General features: G+C 53.9%; 14 protein-coding genes and 1 tRNA gene. 10 read left to right on the forward strand and 5 right to left on the reverse strand.

The annotated features are described in order from the left end of the window. Positions 1–3 precede the first annotated feature (3 nt). From QQL54_RS08450 to QQL54_RS08460, 3 genes are all read right to left on the reverse strand, one after another. Positions 4–1,059, reverse strand: coding sequence for a phytase (locus tag QQL54_RS08450; RefSeq protein WP_284389588.1), 1,056 nt, complete (start codon positions 1,057–1,059; stop codon positions 4–6). Between the two features lie 9 nt (positions 1,060–1,068). Then, entirely contained in the window at positions 1,069–3,870 is a 2,802-nt protein-coding gene (locus QQL54_RS08455; RefSeq protein WP_284389592.1) for a TonB-dependent receptor, read from the reverse strand. A 190-nt stretch (positions 3,871–4,060) separates the two neighbouring features. Next, a complete protein-coding gene (locus QQL54_RS08460; protein ID WP_284389594.1) occupies positions 4,061–5,233 on the reverse strand; it encodes a DUF3089 domain-containing protein in 1,173 nt (390 codons plus the stop codon). Between the two features lie 204 nt (positions 5,234–5,437). Between QQL54_RS08460 and QQL54_RS08465 the strand changes: the two genes are divergently transcribed. Both QQL54_RS08465 and QQL54_RS08470 read left to right on the forward strand, forming a co-directional pair. Beyond that, on the forward strand, positions 5,438–7,414 hold the full coding sequence (locus QQL54_RS08465; protein WP_284389596.1) for a S9 family peptidase: 1,977 nt from the start codon (positions 5,438–5,440) through the stop codon (positions 7,412–7,414). Positions 7,415–7,528: 114 nt separating this feature from the next. Next, positions 7,529–10,213, forward strand: coding sequence for a M14 family zinc carboxypeptidase (locus QQL54_RS08470; protein ID WP_284389600.1), 2,685 nt, complete (start codon positions 7,529–7,531; stop codon positions 10,211–10,213). 92 nt (positions 10,214–10,305) lie between these two features. Here QQL54_RS08470 and QQL54_RS08475 read toward each other — a convergent pair. Beyond that, positions 10,306–10,380: transfer RNA gene (locus tag QQL54_RS08475), tRNA-Gly, on the reverse strand. Positions 10,381–10,474: 94 nt separating this feature from the next. Here QQL54_RS08475 and QQL54_RS08480 point away from each other — a divergent pair. The 8 genes from QQL54_RS08480 to hslV all read left to right on the forward strand — a co-directional run bounded on the left by QQL54_RS08480 (position 10,475) and on the right by hslV (position 16,692). After that, the gene (locus QQL54_RS08480) at positions 10,475–10,993 is read left to right on the forward strand and encodes a prolyl-tRNA synthetase associated domain-containing protein (RefSeq protein ID WP_284389602.1); all 519 of its coding nucleotides are present in this window, start codon (positions 10,475–10,477) and stop codon (positions 10,991–10,993) included. A gap of 2 nt (positions 10,994–10,995) precedes the next feature. After that, entirely contained in the window at positions 10,996–11,394 is a 399-nt protein-coding gene (locus tag QQL54_RS08485; RefSeq protein ID WP_284389604.1) for a SnoaL-like domain-containing protein, read from the forward strand. 95 nt (positions 11,395–11,489) lie between these two features. Then, positions 11,490–12,386, forward strand: coding sequence for a thioredoxin (trxA, locus tag QQL54_RS08490; protein WP_284389606.1), 897 nt, complete (start codon positions 11,490–11,492; stop codon positions 12,384–12,386). A gap of 8 nt (positions 12,387–12,394) precedes the next feature. Then, positions 12,395–13,087 carry an LON peptidase substrate-binding domain-containing protein gene (locus tag QQL54_RS08495; protein ID WP_284389608.1) on the forward strand — a complete coding sequence of 231 codons (693 nt, stop codon included), beginning with the start codon at positions 12,395–12,397 and terminating at the stop codon, positions 13,085–13,087. 5 nt (positions 13,088–13,092) lie between these two features. Further along, positions 13,093–13,284 carry a Trm112 family protein gene (locus tag QQL54_RS08500; RefSeq protein WP_284389609.1) on the forward strand — a complete coding sequence of 64 codons (192 nt, stop codon included), beginning with the start codon at positions 13,093–13,095 and terminating at the stop codon, positions 13,282–13,284. A 56-nt stretch (positions 13,285–13,340) separates the two neighbouring features. Further along, positions 13,341–15,179 (forward strand): L,D-transpeptidase family protein, encoded by a 1,839-nt coding sequence (locus QQL54_RS08505; RefSeq protein ID WP_284389612.1) that lies wholly within the window; start codon positions 13,341–13,343, stop codon positions 15,177–15,179. After that, positions 15,179–16,093 (forward strand): D-Ala-D-Ala carboxypeptidase family metallohydrolase, encoded by a 915-nt coding sequence (locus QQL54_RS08510; protein ID WP_284389614.1) that lies wholly within the window; start codon positions 15,179–15,181, stop codon positions 16,091–16,093. Before QQL54_RS08505 ends, QQL54_RS08510 begins: the two co-directional genes overlap by 1 nt. 47 nt (positions 16,094–16,140) lie before the next feature. Next, complete coding sequence (gene hslV / locus QQL54_RS08515) at positions 16,141–16,692, forward strand: ATP-dependent protease subunit HslV (protein ID WP_284389615.1); 552 nt, start codon at positions 16,141–16,143, stop codon at positions 16,690–16,692. Positions 16,693–16,745: 53 nt separating this feature from the next. Here hslV and QQL54_RS08520 read toward each other — a convergent pair whose 3' ends face one another. Then, complete coding sequence (locus tag QQL54_RS08520; protein ID WP_284389617.1) at positions 16,746–17,369, reverse strand: redoxin domain-containing protein; 624 nt, start codon at positions 17,367–17,369, stop codon at positions 16,746–16,748. Positions 17,370–17,378 lie beyond the last annotated feature (9 nt).

Below are 17,378 nucleotides of genomic sequence, written 5' to 3' on the forward strand. Positions count from 1 at the left end.
GCCTCAGCGGCTTTGTAATGCCGCTTCAATCTCGCGCCAGTCGATGATTTTAAGGTTCTGTTTCTTCTGCGGCTCTGAGATGGAGGTCTCGTCCATATCGTCCTGGACCACCATGAACCCTTTGGGGAAACGCGCGGTCGGCGTTGAGGTCACAGCGATGCCGTCCGTCGTCGACACGCCGTCAACAATTCCGTCAACCAGCGTGAATCGACCCGCGAAACTATGGTCGGGCAAATTGAAAGCGGCGAAGCTATTATTGCCTTGTGAGGAGACCAGCACATAGCCGCTATTCGCGCCATCCTCATAGACGGTCACACCCTCTAGGTCGGCCTTCATGCCGTAATCTTTGGCCGTTGCGATGACGATCTGTCCGTCTTTGCCAGATGGGGACGCCGGGTAGCGGTAAAGTCCCCCCCCTTCTTCAGCGATGTAAAGCATGCCCGTACGATCATCGAAGGCGCAGCCCTCGGTCTTGGTCCCAGTCGAGAATGTGCGAACCTTGCGGGCGCTGAGCGTGCCGTCATCTTCTGAGATCACATGCTGCTCATAAATCCCAGCCTTCGTCGTCAGACCGACATGATAAGTCTTATTGACCGAAAGACCGAGGCAGATGCCATAGGGCGACAGCGTTCCGGTTGAAATCGTAGGCGTTTCAGGACGCGTGAAGCTGTCCGTCGCCGGATTATATAGCAGCATCGCAATTTCGTTGGTTTCGTCATTACTAGCAACCAGCAGGACGTGATCCACCCCGCGATAGGAGAAGCCTTCGCGTAGGTCGACATTGTTGAGCGTGCCAATGGGCATGAACTCGCGCAATTCGCCCTCAAGGCTATAGATATAGAGCCCGGCCTGTTTGTCCGTCGCGGCGATAAAGCCGTTACCATCCGCGCCGATATAAATAGCCGGATCGTCGGCACTATCGCCAATGCTGGCCATAACAGGCGTTTCAAACGCGGCCGTTACTGGGACGGCCTCAAAGGCAGGATCGAGGGTCGTCGCGCAGGCAGTGAGCAATGCGGCGCTACCTAATAGTGCGACAAGAGTAGAGTTGCGGATCATGATCAGCTCCTAATAAGTAAAGCGGGCACCGAAGACGACTGTCCGGCCGAATTCGTCATATTGTGAGAGACGAGACTCGTCGCCGAAATAGTAATATTCCGGTGCGTCCGTCAGGTTCCGTCCTTCGAGATAAAGCTGCAACTGACGGCTCACCCGGTATTTAGCTGACGCTTCCACGCGGAACCGATCATCCGTATAACGGTCAAGCTCGGCTTCTTGTAACTCGTCAAGGAAGTCACCGCGATAATTGCCTGATACGCGCAGGTCCCATGGCCCTTTGTCGTAAGCCAGCGCGATGTTCCAGACGGCGCTGGACTGTTTCAGGAACGGGACATCGCGTCCGTCTGGCAAGGTCGCTTCGCTATCTGACAAGGTCAGATTGGTCGAAAAGATGAATCCGTCCAGCGCGTCCGACAGATCGCCGACATTCTGAATATAGTTGACTTCCATACCGTAAATCTTGCTTGAGCCGACATTGATGAAGGTGTTGACGTCGGTGATCCCAGCCAGCGTCGCAGCAGGCAGGAAACTTAGGTCAATGTCAGTAGGCAAGTCGGCAATATCGAATTCCGCCGGGAAGATGGCATTATCAATCGATTTATAGAACGCACCGATTGAAAAGACGGATAGGTTGGTCGGATAAAATTCCAAACCAATGTCGAAATTGTCCGCATCATAAGGCTGAAGGTTTGGATTACCGAGTTCGATTTCGTCCCGGTCATCATTGAGCAGAGCTGTCGGCGCCATGTCGCCAAAGGCTGGGCGGACAACGGCGGCGTAATAGGCGGCACGTCCGATCACACGATCATTGAAATCATAGCGGAAGTTTACGGATGGCAATACATCCGTATAATCCTGTGAGACTTCACGTGGTGTGGCCGTCAGGGTTGCTTCATCAAAAAGATTGCCGAGCAAATCGACATTCGTCTGTTCGACCCGGGCGCCTGCGACCACTGTCGCCTGCCCCAATGTGAACGTCCCCATGCCATAACCCGCAAGAATACGCTCATCGATGCGGTAATCACCGACACTGGATTCCAGCAATGTATCGTCGAGCACCAATTCATCTTCGGTAAACGCGCCGCGCAAAGCCGATGTCAGGTTTGCATCCGGCCAACGGAACATGCGGTTACTCAGACGCCAATCCGTAACTTCAGCGTCTGAGCGGATAAAGTCAGCGAGATTAACATCGTCACGTTCGTAGAAAACGATATTCTGATCCCGTGTCTTCTTGCGGTCGCGATATTTCGCACCTGCTTTCCAGACGACTGGCGTATCGCCAAGCTGGCCGTCATAGGCGACATTGAACTGCGCGCCATATTCCGTGTCTTTATTGATCGTAAATTCCCGCTCGAACACATCGAGCTCATAGTTAGACGGGGTCAGCAGGAAGGGCAGCGCCTGACCGGAGACGATAGGCTGCTGCGGATCATCATAGGTCAGCGTGATAGAGCCGACATTGCTATCTCTTTGTTCCGGCGTAGACCGGAATTTGATGTCGTGATTGTCGGCGTCATCCTCTTCAGCATAGGCGTAGGAGGCTTGGTAATCGACCGTCCAAGCACCGGCAAAGCTTTCGCCGCCAACCGAGTAGGTCTGGATGTTACGAATTTCCTTGCGTAACTTTCCTTCGGCATCGACTTCGCCGCGCCGGATCGTGGTGCTGTCCGGCGTGACACCAATGATCTCTTCGTCAAATTCACGAAATTCGAACTTGTTGCGGATTTCATCTTCGACGTATCGGTTATAGAGGGTACGCAGATAAAGTTCGGTATTGTCAGACACACGCCAGTCAAAGTTTGCAACCAGACCGATCCGCTCTCGGGTCAGGTCATACCAACGCTGCTCATAATCATCAGCAACAAAGAAGTTGCCGTTGGCGTCGCGATCCCATTCGCCGATTTCGTTATTATGCGATTCAATCGCCAGGTCTTGATAGGTGACTGATACCGCCGCGCCGAACGTATCGGCCCATGTATTGGAATAGGTGACAGAGCCCTTGGGCGACACTTGGTCCGTGATCTCATTATAAGCGCCTTCGACTTTGGCGCGGAAGAACTGGTTCTTCCGGTCAAAGGCCGACAGCGTTTTTAGGTTGATGACGCCGCCAATGCTGTCTGCATCGACGTCCGGCGTCAGGGATTTCTGCACTTCGATCCCATCCAACAAATCAGACGGCACACCGTCCAGCAATACGCCGCGACGGCCTTCTGGCGACGGGGTCCGCACACCGTTGATCGAAGACGAAATCAGGTCCGTATTGATACCCCGAATCGAGACATATCGCCCTTCGCCCTGATCGGTCTCAACCGAAAGGCCAACGGCGCGCGACAGTGATTCCGCAACGGTCGTGTCTGGGAAGTTACCCAACCCATCAGAGTCGATGACCGTGATGAGGGCGTCTGAAACCCGCTGTTGATTCAAAGCGCTTGCTTGCGCGGCCTTTGTCCCGACAACGATGATATTATCTTCATAGGCAACGTCGTCGCCTAAAATGAAATCAAGGTCCGCCCCAGCTTCTGGGATCACTATGGTCTGCGTGACTGACGGCGCACCGATATACTCTACCGTCACCGTGTATGTGCCGGGCTCAAGATTGATCAGCCGATACTGCCCAAACCGATTGGTGGCGGTTGTCTGACCCGTTTCATCGATGCGGATAATGGCACCCTCAAACGGCGCCTGACCTGTGGCGTCAGTCACCTGACCTGTCAGCATATTAGCTGCAGCTAGATGTGGGAGTCCGGCGCAGAGAACTGCAACAGACGCGGAAACGAGCCAGTTTGGCGCGAAAACGGATTTGCGAGACACGAGTCACCTCTTCGAAGATTTCGAAGCGCCCCTGCGACCGAGATGTTTCAAACAGATGACGGTCAGATTGCAGTGTCGTGACGTTACTATGGAGACTTTGTGACAGTCCCTGGCCATAGCTTGCCAGCATAGGGGAGTGACTTCGCCTCCAAGCCTTAAGAGGTAGCCAGCAGGTCAGGGTAAGATCGCCTTACCCAGCAAATTTTACGATCCGGTTTTCGACATTCTCTTTCAGGTTCTCGTAAAACAGCGACCAGTCATAGCTGTGATACATGTGGGTTTTCTGATCCATGCCGACAGAAAACGGGCCTTCGGTTTGGCCTTCGACAAACAAGGTCCCGTTCGCATCACAGTGCGCCCCCGTTAGCGCCGGAACTGAGTCTGGCAATGCGTCAAAGGTGATGCCGTCATTTCGATCGCGTAAAAGGCTTATGAGGGAAAATACGGAGTCCGTTGTCAGAGCCCCTTTATTGGCGTCCGCTGAGACCGTCTCTGTGTTCGCTTCCCAACTCAGAGGGTTGACGCAGAGCGTTGTCTGCGGAGACACCCATTCCCAGCCTGACGCATACCAGTAGGGAATCTGCCCGCTCAGATCCCGACCCGGACCCAAATCGCCATAACTATCATAGGTCACGAGACAGCCTGTTTGGTCAGCCGTCTGGCACAGACCCGTCGGCCCTAGACCCCGCGTCAACTTGTCAGCAGGCACCCAATAACCAATCGGGTAAGCTGCGATCATATGATCCTGCAAGTCCGTACCTTGGATACGAGTCTCGATCAGCCGGATGGCATGTAAAGAGCCTTGGCTGTGTCCGGCAATAATAAACGGTCGGTCAGCATGTCGTTGCGACAAAAATTCATCGAACGCCGCATCCACATCAAAGAATGCGAGATCGAGCGCGGCAAAGCTCGCTGGGGATCCATGGCGAATGAATGAACCGATATGAGCCTGTCGATAATGCGGCGAATAAACATCGCAACAATCCCGAAAGACGCTGCCATGCACGGCAAGAATAGGCTCCAATAGCTGCCCCGCGAAATTACTATCATCCGCAATCGCATTCCATTCACCCGGCCCGAAATAGGTTGTTGGGTGAACGTAAAAAACATCAACGGGATGGGCGGCGTCTTCGGGCGGTGTCTCATTCGCCTTATGAAGATCGGTTGGGTCGGATGTATCGGGGTGCGCAGCCCAACTGTCCAACGACGTATAATCTAGTCGCGCGGGCGTTTTCTCTGCCGAGAATGCTTTAGGTGCGCCGAGATAGGCCGTCGCCAAACTTTCTCCGAAAAACGCCAAGATAGCGACAAAAGCAACAAGCCCGCCAAACACGATGGCAATCCATTTGATGATGGTTTTCACTGAAAGACCCTTTGTCGTTGCGCACAGTTTCAGGACGCTAGTCTTGCTACACCTTCCGTCAATAGCGACCGAGAGGTTGTTCAGGGTTTATGGGTTTGATTGACAAGCCTTACAAAACTCGTAGAAAAAATGATGCTCTCAACACCTGACCGATCCCCTCTCTTTAGAACGCGGGTTTTTTACGGTCTAACGTCCGCACTTCTCATGGCATTTTCACTCAATTCGCCTGCGTTTGCGGACGATGAAAAAGCTTCGGATTCTACGTTCACTGTTGATCACCTGATGTCGCTAAAGACAGTCAGCGATGTGAAAATAAGTCCTGACGGTCTTTGGGTCGCTTATGTCGTCCGGCGTATGGACGAAGAGAAAGACAAGTCCTTTTCTCAAATCTGGATGAGCTCAACCGACGGAAAAACACGCCTACCCATGACGGCAAGCTATAGCAGCGCGTCGAGTCCACGCTGGAGCCCGAATGGAACAGATTTGGCGTTTTTGGGGGTTCGCGGGGACGATGAAGATGCGGAAACGCAAGTCTGGCTCTTAGATCGACGTGGTGGTGAAGCGCGTCAGTATACGACGGTTAAACAAGGTGTAGACTCATTCACCTATTCCCCGTCGGGAGATCAAATGGTTCTGGTCATCCAAGACGCCAAGCCAGAAGCCGAAGACGGTGAGGACGAAAAAGATGCCGAACCGTGGGTGATTGATCGCCTACAATTCAAACAAGACTATGTCGGCTACCTCGATCGTCGCCGCACGCACCTTTATCTTTTCGATGGAGAGGCGGATCCCGTACAAATCACAAGCGGCGACTATGACAATGAGGATCCAGCTTGGAGTCCTGACGGACAGAAAATCGCCTTCGTATCCAAGCGACAGGGCGATCCAGATTCCAATAGCAATAGTGATATTTGGACAGTTGCCGCAGATGCGGACGCGAAAACCTTCCCACTCACGCAAATTACTCAAAATAAAGGCCCGGACTTTGGGCCGGCTTGGTCGCCGGATGGCCAATCAATCGCCCATATTACATCCACAGAGCCCGAGAAGCTTTGGTATGATGTCGAGCATTTGGCGATTGCTCCTGCCTCTGGCAGTGGCGATGTGGAAATTCTCACAAAAGATTATGATCGTTTCGTCTACTCGCTCGCTTATGCGCCATCGGGGGAGTCCATTTATGCTCTGGCCGCCGATGAGGGCGACTCACCTCTCATTGAATTTGATGTGGAGACCGGCACGCGGACACGCCATAGCCAACCCGACACTGTCATCCGAGGGTTTGACCTCGGGAAGAACGGCGAGATTGCCTATCTCCTTTCATCTCATCATCAGCCGACCGATGTATATGTGCGAGCGGGCCAAGGCGACATTCGTTTAACCGAACTCAACAAAGACTTGCTCGACGGCGTCAACCTCGCTCGCGTGGAGCGGTTAAAGGTCAGTGGGTGGCAAGGCAGGGACGTCGAAAGCTTCGTCTATTACCCTTCCGATTATGACGCTGGAAAGCCTTATCCCGTTATCTTTAACTTCCATGGCGGACCCGTTGGCCAACATAGCTCAAGCTTTGATTCCTGGGGCCAGCTTTACGCCGCCAAGGGTTATATCGCCGTTCTGCCGAACCCTCACGGATCATCAGGATATGGCGAAGACTTTTCCTATGCCCTGAACCAGCAATGGGGCGTTCCGGATTTTGCCGACATCGAAGCAATTACGGACCATCTGATCGACAATAAAATCGCCGACGAGAATCGCATCGGGATTGGCGGCTGGTCCTATGGCGGCATCTTGACGAACTATATGATCACACAAACGACCCGTTACACGGCGGCTGTGTCTGGTGCGAGTGAGGTCAATCATAGGGCCAATTACGGGCACGATATCTATCAGCTGGCCTGGGAAACCGAACTTGGTTTACCGTGGGAAAACATCGACGCTTGGGAACGCATTAATCCGTTCAACAATGTCGGAAAGGTCACGACTCCGACCTTAGTCATTGGCGGGCACTTGGATTGGAATGTTCCCATACAAAACTCAGAGCAGCTTTATCAGGCTTTGAAACGGATTGGCACACCGACTCAGCTCGTCGTTTACCCGAATGAACATCACGGGATACGTCGTCCAAGCTTCGTGCGGGACCGTTACAACCGCTATCTGGATTGGTATGAGCAGTATCTTGAATAGCGACGGTTCTATGTAATCGCACGACACATCGCCTCTCTCTTTAAGGAGAAGCGATATCCAATGCTGCTCAGCACGATGGTTTGTAAAAACGAGTAGCCCCAAGCAAGAGATATTATGTTGTTTACGTCCAATGACTCTCAGAAACCTTTCGGGTTAGCCCGCCTTGTCATTGTTCTAAACGTCATAGCGATCTGCTTTGCCCCGCAGCTGGCGGCGGCGCAGGCATATCCCACTGCCACCTATGCTGAGACTATTCCGACATTGGAACAGGTCGTCGGGCATGACCATGGTGAGGCGATCTCAAGCGTTTCTGATATTTCTGACTATTTTCATGCCTTGGAAGAGGCGGCCTCTGATCGCATACAAGTGCGGAATTATGGTCAGACTTGGCAGGGTCGAGACCTCATCTACGCGGTTATTTCGTCTCCGGAAAACATGCAGAGGCTCGACGCTATCCAAATGGATATGGGTCAGCTGTCATCTGGTCAAAATTTGAACGCCGCCGATCAAGACCGCATCATTGCGGAGATACCTGCCGTTGTCTGGCTATCTTATGGTGTGCATGGGGACGAAATAACGCCCCCCGACAGTGCGCTGTTCGTCGCGTATCATTTGCTGGCCGCAGAGAATAACGCGCTCGTCGACAAGATTCTGGACGACGTGATCGTCATTATTGACCCGAGCCAGAACCCAGATGGCCGCGCCCGTTTCGTTCACAGCTTTGAGTCCAGTCTAGGCCTTGAGCCTTTAGCCGACAGGCATACCGCAGAGCATGACCAGCCGTGGCCACGTGGACGTTATAATCATTATCTATTCGATCTGAACCGGGACTGGTTCGCCCTCACCCAACCTGAAACCAAAGGCAAAGTCAGCGCTGTTCTCGAATGGAACCCTGTTGTCTATGTCGATAGCCATGAAATGAGCGGCGACAGCACCTATTTCTTCCCGCCCCCTGCCCGTCCTCTCAACCCCCTTATTGTGCCAGAGCAGCGCGCAAAACAAAGTGATATGGGGCTCAATCATGCGAAGTGGTTTGATAAGTTCGGCGTGCCGTATTTCACGCGCGAAGTGTATGATGCCTTCTATCCGGGTTATGGCGATATGTGGCCAACGCTTAATGGCGCGACCGCTATGACGCATGAGCAGGCCTCACCGCGTGGCCTTCTATTCGCTCGTCACGACGGAACAAAGCTCACCTATGCTGAGGGCGTCAGAAACAATGTTTTGACGTCACTGTCCGCCTTGGAAGTTGTCGCGAGAAACAAATCCAAACATCTCACCGATTATGCGGATTATCGGAAAAGCGCCGTCGACAGCGCGCAGGACAGTAAGGATCGATACGTCGTCCTTGATCTATCAAGCTGGACATTTGAGGCGGAGTCGTTGGCAGGCCGCATGGCGTCGCAAGGAGTTGCGGTCCAACGCACCCGCCCCGGCACATCGCAGTGTGGGCGATCCTATGAAAACGGTGCACTCATTATTGACCTCGCTCAGCCAAGGGGCCGTTTGGCCCGCACACTTCTAGCGCCGTCAACAGAATTGGCCGCGGACTTCATTGACATCCAAGAAGATCGACGCGCGCGGAACCTCAATCACGAACTCTATGACGTGACCGCCTGGTCCTTACCTTTAATGGACAATGTTTCGTCGCAGATGTGCGCCAATGTCGACCTGAGTGACGCGGTTACTGTCGATAAGGACGCAACAGCCAAAGCCAATATCTCTGGCCAGGCCAGTTTCGGTTATGCCGTGCCGTGGACGGATGGCGGCCAAGCTCGGCTGGTCATCGCAGCCCTCAAAGCCGGGCTGTATGCAAAATCGACCGATAAGTCGTTTGAACAAGGCGGCACCAAATTTCCATCTGGCACCGTTATTTTCCCGACATCAGGAAACTCAGCTGATTTCCGACAAGTCCTAGAAGGTCTCGCGCAAACCTATGGATCCACCCTGATTGGTATGCCCAATAGCTGGGTTGATCGTGGGCCAAATTTTGGCAGCCGCGCTTTTAAAACCGTAGAACTTCCCAAAATCGCAATGGTTTGGGGCGAAGGCACACGCGCGACTTCAGCCGGCAATACGCGTTTCGTGCTTGAACGACAGCTTGGCCTGCCCGTGGCCCCAATCAGATTGTCTAATTTAGAGAATGCCGAGTTGGGTCTATACGACGTCTTGATTGTGCCCGACATGCGCGGCGATCTACCGTTAGAACATGTCCGGCGTTTTGCTAAAACTGGCGGCGTCGTCATTGGTCTGCAGGGAGCGATTAACGCCTTGGCGCAGGGAGACACGCCTCTACTGGCGACACAGCGCGAATTTGCAGCGCTCTCAGAGGAGGTCGAAAAACCCAGTTCAGACGATGAGACAGAGGACCGGGGGGAAGGCCTTATTCTTGAAACAAAAGATGATTATGAACGCTACATCTCCAATCATGCGGCATCCCCTGAGGACGTCCCCGGCGTTCTAGCAAAGGCGTCTGCCAACACCGATCACTGGCTGGCCGCCGGGTACGACACCGCCAATGTGCTTGTCATCGGCAATGATATTTATCGTCCCCTGAAGCGCGAAGATGGTGAGAATGTTTTCTCATTTTCCAGCGCCGACGAATTATTGCTGAGCGGCTACCTCTGGGAAGAGAACCGCGCCCAACTCGCCCACAAACCTTTTGTTATGATGCAGACCGCAGGCGACGGGATGGTGATCGGGTTCACGCAAGACCCGACAACACGCGCCTATTTACATGGATTGAATCTTTTGCTCGTGAATGCTGTCGTATTGGGTACGGCGCAGACATCGGGATAAAACCCGGACGCGCTATATCCACGCCTGTCATGGCCAACGCCAAGTGGCGCTGACGCGCCACTTATAAAGCTTTGGAAATAAGAGATAACAACTGGAGCGGGCGAAGAGATTCGAACCCTCGACCCTCACCTTGGCAAGGTGATGCTCTACCACTGAGCTACGCCCGCATCGCAGTCGTTGAAGCCGGGCGTATATGAAAGTGCGCGCCGCGTTGCAACATCAAGATTTGAGAATTTGCAGCGCGGTGTTTAGGCCCGCCATATGAACGCTTTACACCCTAATGAACCCCAACTCTATGCTCTACTGGACCAGCTGGGCATTGCTCACCAGACTGAAGAGCATGAGGCTGTGTTCACCGTTGAGGAAAGCCGGGACATAAAAGCGCGCTTGCCGGGTGGCCATTCCAAGAATCTCTTCTTGAAAGACAAGGCGGGTCAATTCGTCTTGATCAGCGCGTTGGCCGACACACCGATCAAACTGAACCGACTCCATGCTCATCTAGGAATGAAACGCTTATCCTTTGGACGAGAAGAGGCGTTGTTCGATCATCTAGGTGTGCGGCCCGGATCTGTGACCGTGTTTTCCGTGATGAATGACACCAACGCTCAAGTCCGATTGGTGCTCGACGCGGCGCTGTTCGAGCAAGAGTTCGTCTGGTTTCATCCCTTGCGTAACACAGCGAGTACGCGCGTTCGGGCTGACGACCTCATTGCCTTCGCCAAAGCAACGGAGCATGATCCGCTTATCCTCGATCTGGCGGGGCTAGCAGCAGGAGACTGACAATGGGACAGGCGCGATTTGATACACATCTGGTCAAGACGGGAACGGCGTTGGCAGGGCATTGTAATGCCGGCACGGAGCGCGATGCACTCAATACGCTCTATCATGCCGATTGCGTCAGTGTTGAGGCACTGGAAGGGCCGAATGGGCGCGAAGCCCAAGGTCTCGCGGCAATTCAAGCTAAGCATGATTGGTGGGACGGCGCATTTGAAGAACATGCCACCTCTGCCCAAGGCCCGTTTTTCCATGCACCGGATCAGTTCAGCTTGATCTTCCAAATGGACGTGACCGAAAAAGAGAGCAGCCAACGTATGCAAATGTCCGAAGTGGGTCTCTACACGGTTGATGCGGACGGAAAAATTATCCGCGAACAGTTTTACTACGCTCCGATGGGCGAATGACTCTGAGGCTGCCCCTCACGGTTGACCCTCACTTTTTCGCGACTCTGTCGGAACCCGCCTTGAACCTGCGCGAGCTGTCGCCCATCTAAGCTCTCATGACAGATCTCGTAAAAGACTCATCCGATCTTGCCTTTATGGCTGACGTAATTGAAGCGTCCAAGGAAACGCCCGTCGTGGTAGATTTCTGGGCCCCATGGTGCGGACCCTGTAAACAACTCATGCCCGCGCTGGAACGACAGGTGAAAGCCGTTGGCGGCAAGGTCAAGCTAGTCAAAATCAACATCGATGAAAATCCAGGCGTGGCAGGGCAACTCGGCGTGCGCAGTATCCCAGCTGTCTTCGCATTTAAGGACGGCGAACCGGTCGACGGCTTTATGGGCGCACAACCCGAAAGCGAATTATCCAAATTCATCGCGCGCCTGTCCGGCGACGTGGATCCCAAGGAAGAAGCGGAAACACTCGTCCTGCGGGCTCGCGATAGCCTGACGGCTGGTGATCCGGGCGGTGCTGCGCAAGACTTCGCGCAGGCCTTGCAGCTTGATCCGGAAAGCGGCTCTGCCTTGGCCGGACTAGCGCGCGTCTATTTGGATATGGGCAATCGGGAAATGGCGACAGAAATGGTTCAGAATGCGACGGGCGCCCTGTCAGAGCACCCAGAAGTGGCCTCAATCCGCTCTGAGCTCGCGCTGGGAGAAAGCGCGCCTGAACCGGACGCGCCTGCCCAAGACGATACGGAACTCCGCGACGCAGAAGCGTCCGTCGCGGCGGATGAAACCAACCTCAATGCGCGTCTGGTCTTTGCTAAGGCCCTCGCGGCGCGCGGCAGACGCGCCGAGGCAGTGGATCACCTCATCTATTCAATCGGACGCAACCGAATGCATGATGACGAGGCAGCCCGCCATTTCCTGCTCACCATTTTTGAAGCCGAAGGACCGGAAAGCGAGGTCTCTATTGACGGTCGCCGCCGCCTCTCTTCGATCTTGTTTGCGTAAACAGATTTATGAGCGCGCATTATAAATCCTTGGCCCGTCGGACGACGCCTGCGCGGATTCCTATATTCCCGCTCGGCGGCGCGGTGTTGCTGCCTGTCTGTGACCTGCCGCTCAATATTTTTGAGCCACGTTATCTCAACATGATCGACGATGCGCTCAAAGGCGACCGATTGATCGGTATGGTGCAAACCACGGACGATGACTCCAACCCAGCAGGTATCGCCGAGGTTGGCGGGCTCGGCCGGATCATTCAGTTCTCTGAGACTGACGATGGTCGCTATCTCGTGGTCCTCAAGGGACTTCGCCGGTTCCGGATTACGGGGCTACCCACAGTCGACACACCCTATCGGCAGGCCGATGTAAGCTATGACCGTTTTGGAGAAGATCCTGATCTACACGCGGTCCGGCAGACATCTGAGGCCTTGTCCGAATCCGGACGATCGGACCGTGCGGCGCTGACAGTTGCTATGAAGGCGCTCGCAAAAGCTGTCGGGGTTGAGGTGGACTGGACAGCGCTTGCAGAAATCCCCTTACCTATTCTTGTCAATCAAGCGGCGATGATCAGCCCATTCTCATCGCCCGACAAACAATCGCTGATCGAAGCCGAGACGTCGGATGAGCGTCGCCGCCTATTAATTGGGCTGATGCATCTCTATGCGTCAGGCGGCGCCGATGACAATCAGACACAGCCGACACAATAAAGCCTATGACCGACACTCTGACAGCCCCCGTTCCTATCGACCCAAAAATGATGGGGGTTCTGGTCTGCCCAAAAACGCGTGGACCTTTAGTCCACGACAATGAAACCAATGAGTTGGTTAGCAAAAAGGCGGGTCTTGCCTATCCCATCCGGGACGGCGTTCCGATCCTCCTGATTGAACGCGCTCGCACGCTTTAACTGCCTCCAGACACAATCAATGGGAACATTGCGGGGCAAGCAGGCGTTTGACCTGCATGACACACGCTAACTCGACACAGACACCCAAGGCCCGAACGCAGGGTTTGAAGCTCTTAGCAACGAGCACGATTGCCCTCAGCACAGTCTTGTTTGCCGTTCCCATGGCGAATGCAGAAATGCATTCTCCCGTCAAACGCGCCGACGGCCCGACAAAATTAGTCACATCGCTGATGGGGCAACCTAAAGGGTCTGCTATCGCCGCTGAGATCGAAGACCGCGTGATGGAAGGCCGGATCGACGAAACACTCGGCGATAAGGTTTCACCCGGCGCGAAAGCAGCCGCCCGTCAGGCCTACGCTCAAGGCGTTTTTGCTCCGCTCTGGACGCGTGAAGCGGCTGAGAAACTGATGCTCGCAAACCCAACCTGTCAGGAAAATGGTTTTGACTCTGGTTTCACAGATGACGAACTTCGCGCTGCTATTGACGATCGCTTCACAGGCGACGCAGGCCAGCGCGCCTCTGGTGACCTGAAGCTTACAGCCACCTGGTTGGTCATAGCGTCACGGATGAGCGGCGGTCTGTCCGACGAAGGCGGCATGGTCCGATCCACGGATGCACGCCCGACACGGTCCGATCTGGTGACAGCCTTACGCGATGCGGGGCAAAGTGATCCTATCAAAGCAATGGAACGGTTTTCGAGCTTGTCTCCACAATATGACATGCTCAAGGACGCTCTGAAGCATTACCGCCAGCACGCCGCGAATGGCGGTTGGATGAAAATCCGCGACGGCAAAGACATGCTGGAGCCCGGCATGGATGATCCACGCGTTCCGGCGCTTCGTGAGCGGTTGAAAGCTGAGAGCTGTTTCAACCCATCACCCTTGAAGTGGCAATATGCCAGTCTAGATCTGGATATGGGTTTCGCGCCCACCGTTTATGATGACGAGCTTGTCGATCAAGTCAAAGCATTCCAAGCGGCCCATGGTTTGGAACAAGACGGCGTCCTTGGCCCTGCGACATTGGCCGCGCTTAACGAAAGCGTTGAGTCAAAAATTGATCGCATCCAACGCTCTATGAATCACTGGCGCAAAAACGCCAATCTGGGCGAGCGTCATGTCTGGGTTAATATCCCATCCTATCGGGTTGAAGGCTGGAACAATGGCGTCCGCGAGATTACGATGGACACGATCGTTGGTAAGAAACGTACGCCCAGCAACGCATTCTCAGACGAAATCGAATATATTGTGGTGAACCCGAAGTGGTTCCTGCCGATTGGTTTGTTCAAACGTCAGAAGCTGCGCAAACTGCGTAAGGATCCAGGCTATGCCGCCCGCCACAATTATGTGGTCTATGATCGTGCGACCCGCGCCAAGGTCAATCCATATGATATTGACTGGACTGAACCGGGCATTTCAAGAAAAATTCAAATGGTTCAGACGCCGGGACCGCATAATGCATTGGGTCAGTTGAAGATCATTTTCCCGAACAAGCACTCCATCTATTTACACGACACACCAGATCGCCACCTGTTTGAACGGGACGTTCGCGCTCTATCATCTGGCTGTATTCGCCTACAAGACCCTGTCGCTATGGCAAATTGGCTGACGGATGGAGATGAAGGTGTCTCGACAGAGGTTTTCAATACCACATTGGAAAGCCGTGAACGCGAACGCTTCTATCTCGACAGGCATGTGCAGGTTCACCTGACGTATCTGCCTGCTGTTGTCAGTCCTGAAGGCCGTGTTGAGTTTCCCGCTGATATATATCAGCAATTTAAGAAACCGACGCTAGCGAACGGGACATATTCTGACGATATACGTCCAGAAGATGATAGTAATGACCTTCTTGTCGAAACATATGATGAGAGCGGTCACCGGACGGATACGCTGCAATAATGATACGACCTATAAAGCCACTCCTCGCGGCCGCACTCTTATTGCCTCTGATTTCAGCCCTGCCTGCATATGCGCAGATGGGCGACGTCGTTAAGACTAGTTTTTCCGGCACAAGCGAAGCGGCCTACGCCCCTCTTTTCGATCAATGGTATGAGACCATCATGCCGGGTGACGGACTGGCGGTTGAACTGCCTGCAGGACACCAGCTGGTTATTGATGGAGCCGTTTGGACGCCAGCTTGGCGCGCCCCAGAAACAGCGCAAACATTGCCGGCGGAACTTATATCAGGCGGCAATTTAATCGCCAAAATCAACGTGTTCGTCTTGGAACCCAGCACCAACATCGATTCCAAAGGCTGGCTGAATGGCTACCGTATTGGCACCTATCCGCGTAATCCGCCGAAAGGCTTCATTCGTCTTGACGGTCCTGAAGATCGCGAACACGCGCTCTCCCCACATTTCAAAGTTGGGCAATTTCTGTGCAAACAACAGCCGGGGCACTGGCCGAAATATGTTCTGGTGACACAGAATAATGTGCGGCGTTTAGAAGCCCTGCTGACATCCCTCAACGATGACAAAACGACGGATGCAGACACATTTTTCGTGATGAGCGGCTTTCGCACACCATTTTATAACTCAGCCATCGGATCGGCTAAATTCTCTCGCCACATGTATGGCGATGCCGCTGATATCTATGTCGATTACAAACCTCGCAACGGCAATATGGATGATCTGAACCGCGACGGAAAAATCACCAAGGCTGACGCCAATTGGCTCTACGACTATGCGCAAAAGCTCTACAAGAACCAGAAGGACCTGCCCAAGGGTGGGATCGGCGCTTACCGGGCCAATGCGGTCCACGGCCCGTTTGTTCATGTTGACGGGCGCGGAACGACGGCCCGCTGGGGTCGCTAAACACTCAGCCGCTTGACGCTCTGGCTCACCATGACCACATCGCTCTCATGAGCGATGATTATCTAAATGAAAAATGGCGTAGCACGACCATTCTATCTGTACGTAAGAACGGCAAAGTTGTGGTTGTGGGTGATGGCCAAGTCAGCGCGGGTAACACCGTGATGAAGGCAAAAACCCGCAAAGTTCGTCGTGTCGGCGGCGGAAACGTGTTGGCTGGGTTTGCGGGGGCGACGGCGGATGCCTTCGCGCTTCTGGAACGCCTTGAAACCAAGCTCGAACAATATCCGACCCAACTCGCCCGCGCCTGTGTCGAACTGACCAAGGATTGGCGGACCGACAAATATCTCCGCAATTTGGAAGCCATGCTGATCGTGGCTGACGCGGATCAGACGTTTGTGCTGACCGGAAATGGTGACGTCGTCGAACCTGATGAAGGCATTGTCGCCATCGGCTCTGGCGGTAACTACGCCTACGCTGCCGCTCTCGCTATGACCGAATATGAAGAAGACGCCGAAACCTTGGCCCGCAAAGCCATGGGGATCGCCGATCGGATCTGCGTCTTCACCAATAATAACCTTACGGTTGAGACCATTGAATAGAAAAAGCCCGCCAATTTGGCGGGCTTTCTTTCATTCTGAGTCTTTGTCGATCTCTAAGATGCGTATTTAACCGAGCAACCATAGGGCTGTGTATCTGTGGTCGCGACAGCACGGCCCGCATCCAGATCGGCCAGAGCGGCCCGGACATAGTTTGTTGCCCCGTCAATGGATGCGACGCTAGATGAGCTATTATCGTCAATTGCGCCTTGATAGACCAACGTCTGGTCCGCATCGATAATATACATGTGCGGCGTCGTCCGCGCAGAGAATGCTAGGCCCATCGTGCCCTCTTCGTCGAGGATGACAGCCGTCGGAGCGGCTGCATAGCGCTCCACAGTCTGATTGGCACCGTTGCCGTCCTTGTGACCCTGTTTGCCGGGCGCGGAAGAGATCACGGAGAGCCAAACAGTCTCTGTCTCAGACGCCGTCGCTTCGCGCTGCAGAGCCTGCATATTGTTACTCTTATAATGCTTTTTGACGTAAGGGCAGCCTTCGTTCGTCCATTCCAGGATGACACGCTGGCCTTCAAAATCGGAAAGATTGTGGGTTACGCCATTACTATCGACGACGGCCATATCGGACACCGTCGACCCCGTTGCAATTTTAGCAAATGCGGGCGCTGAAAAGGCCAACACGGATGCCAGAGGCAAGGTTAAGGCTAGGGCGAAAGTCTTCATTGTCACTCT

Origin of the sequence: Algimonas ampicilliniresistens, from assembly GCF_030159955.1 — a bacterium.
GTDB classification, from domain to species: Bacteria; Pseudomonadota; Alphaproteobacteria; order Caulobacterales; family Maricaulaceae; genus Litorimonas; species Litorimonas ampicilliniresistens.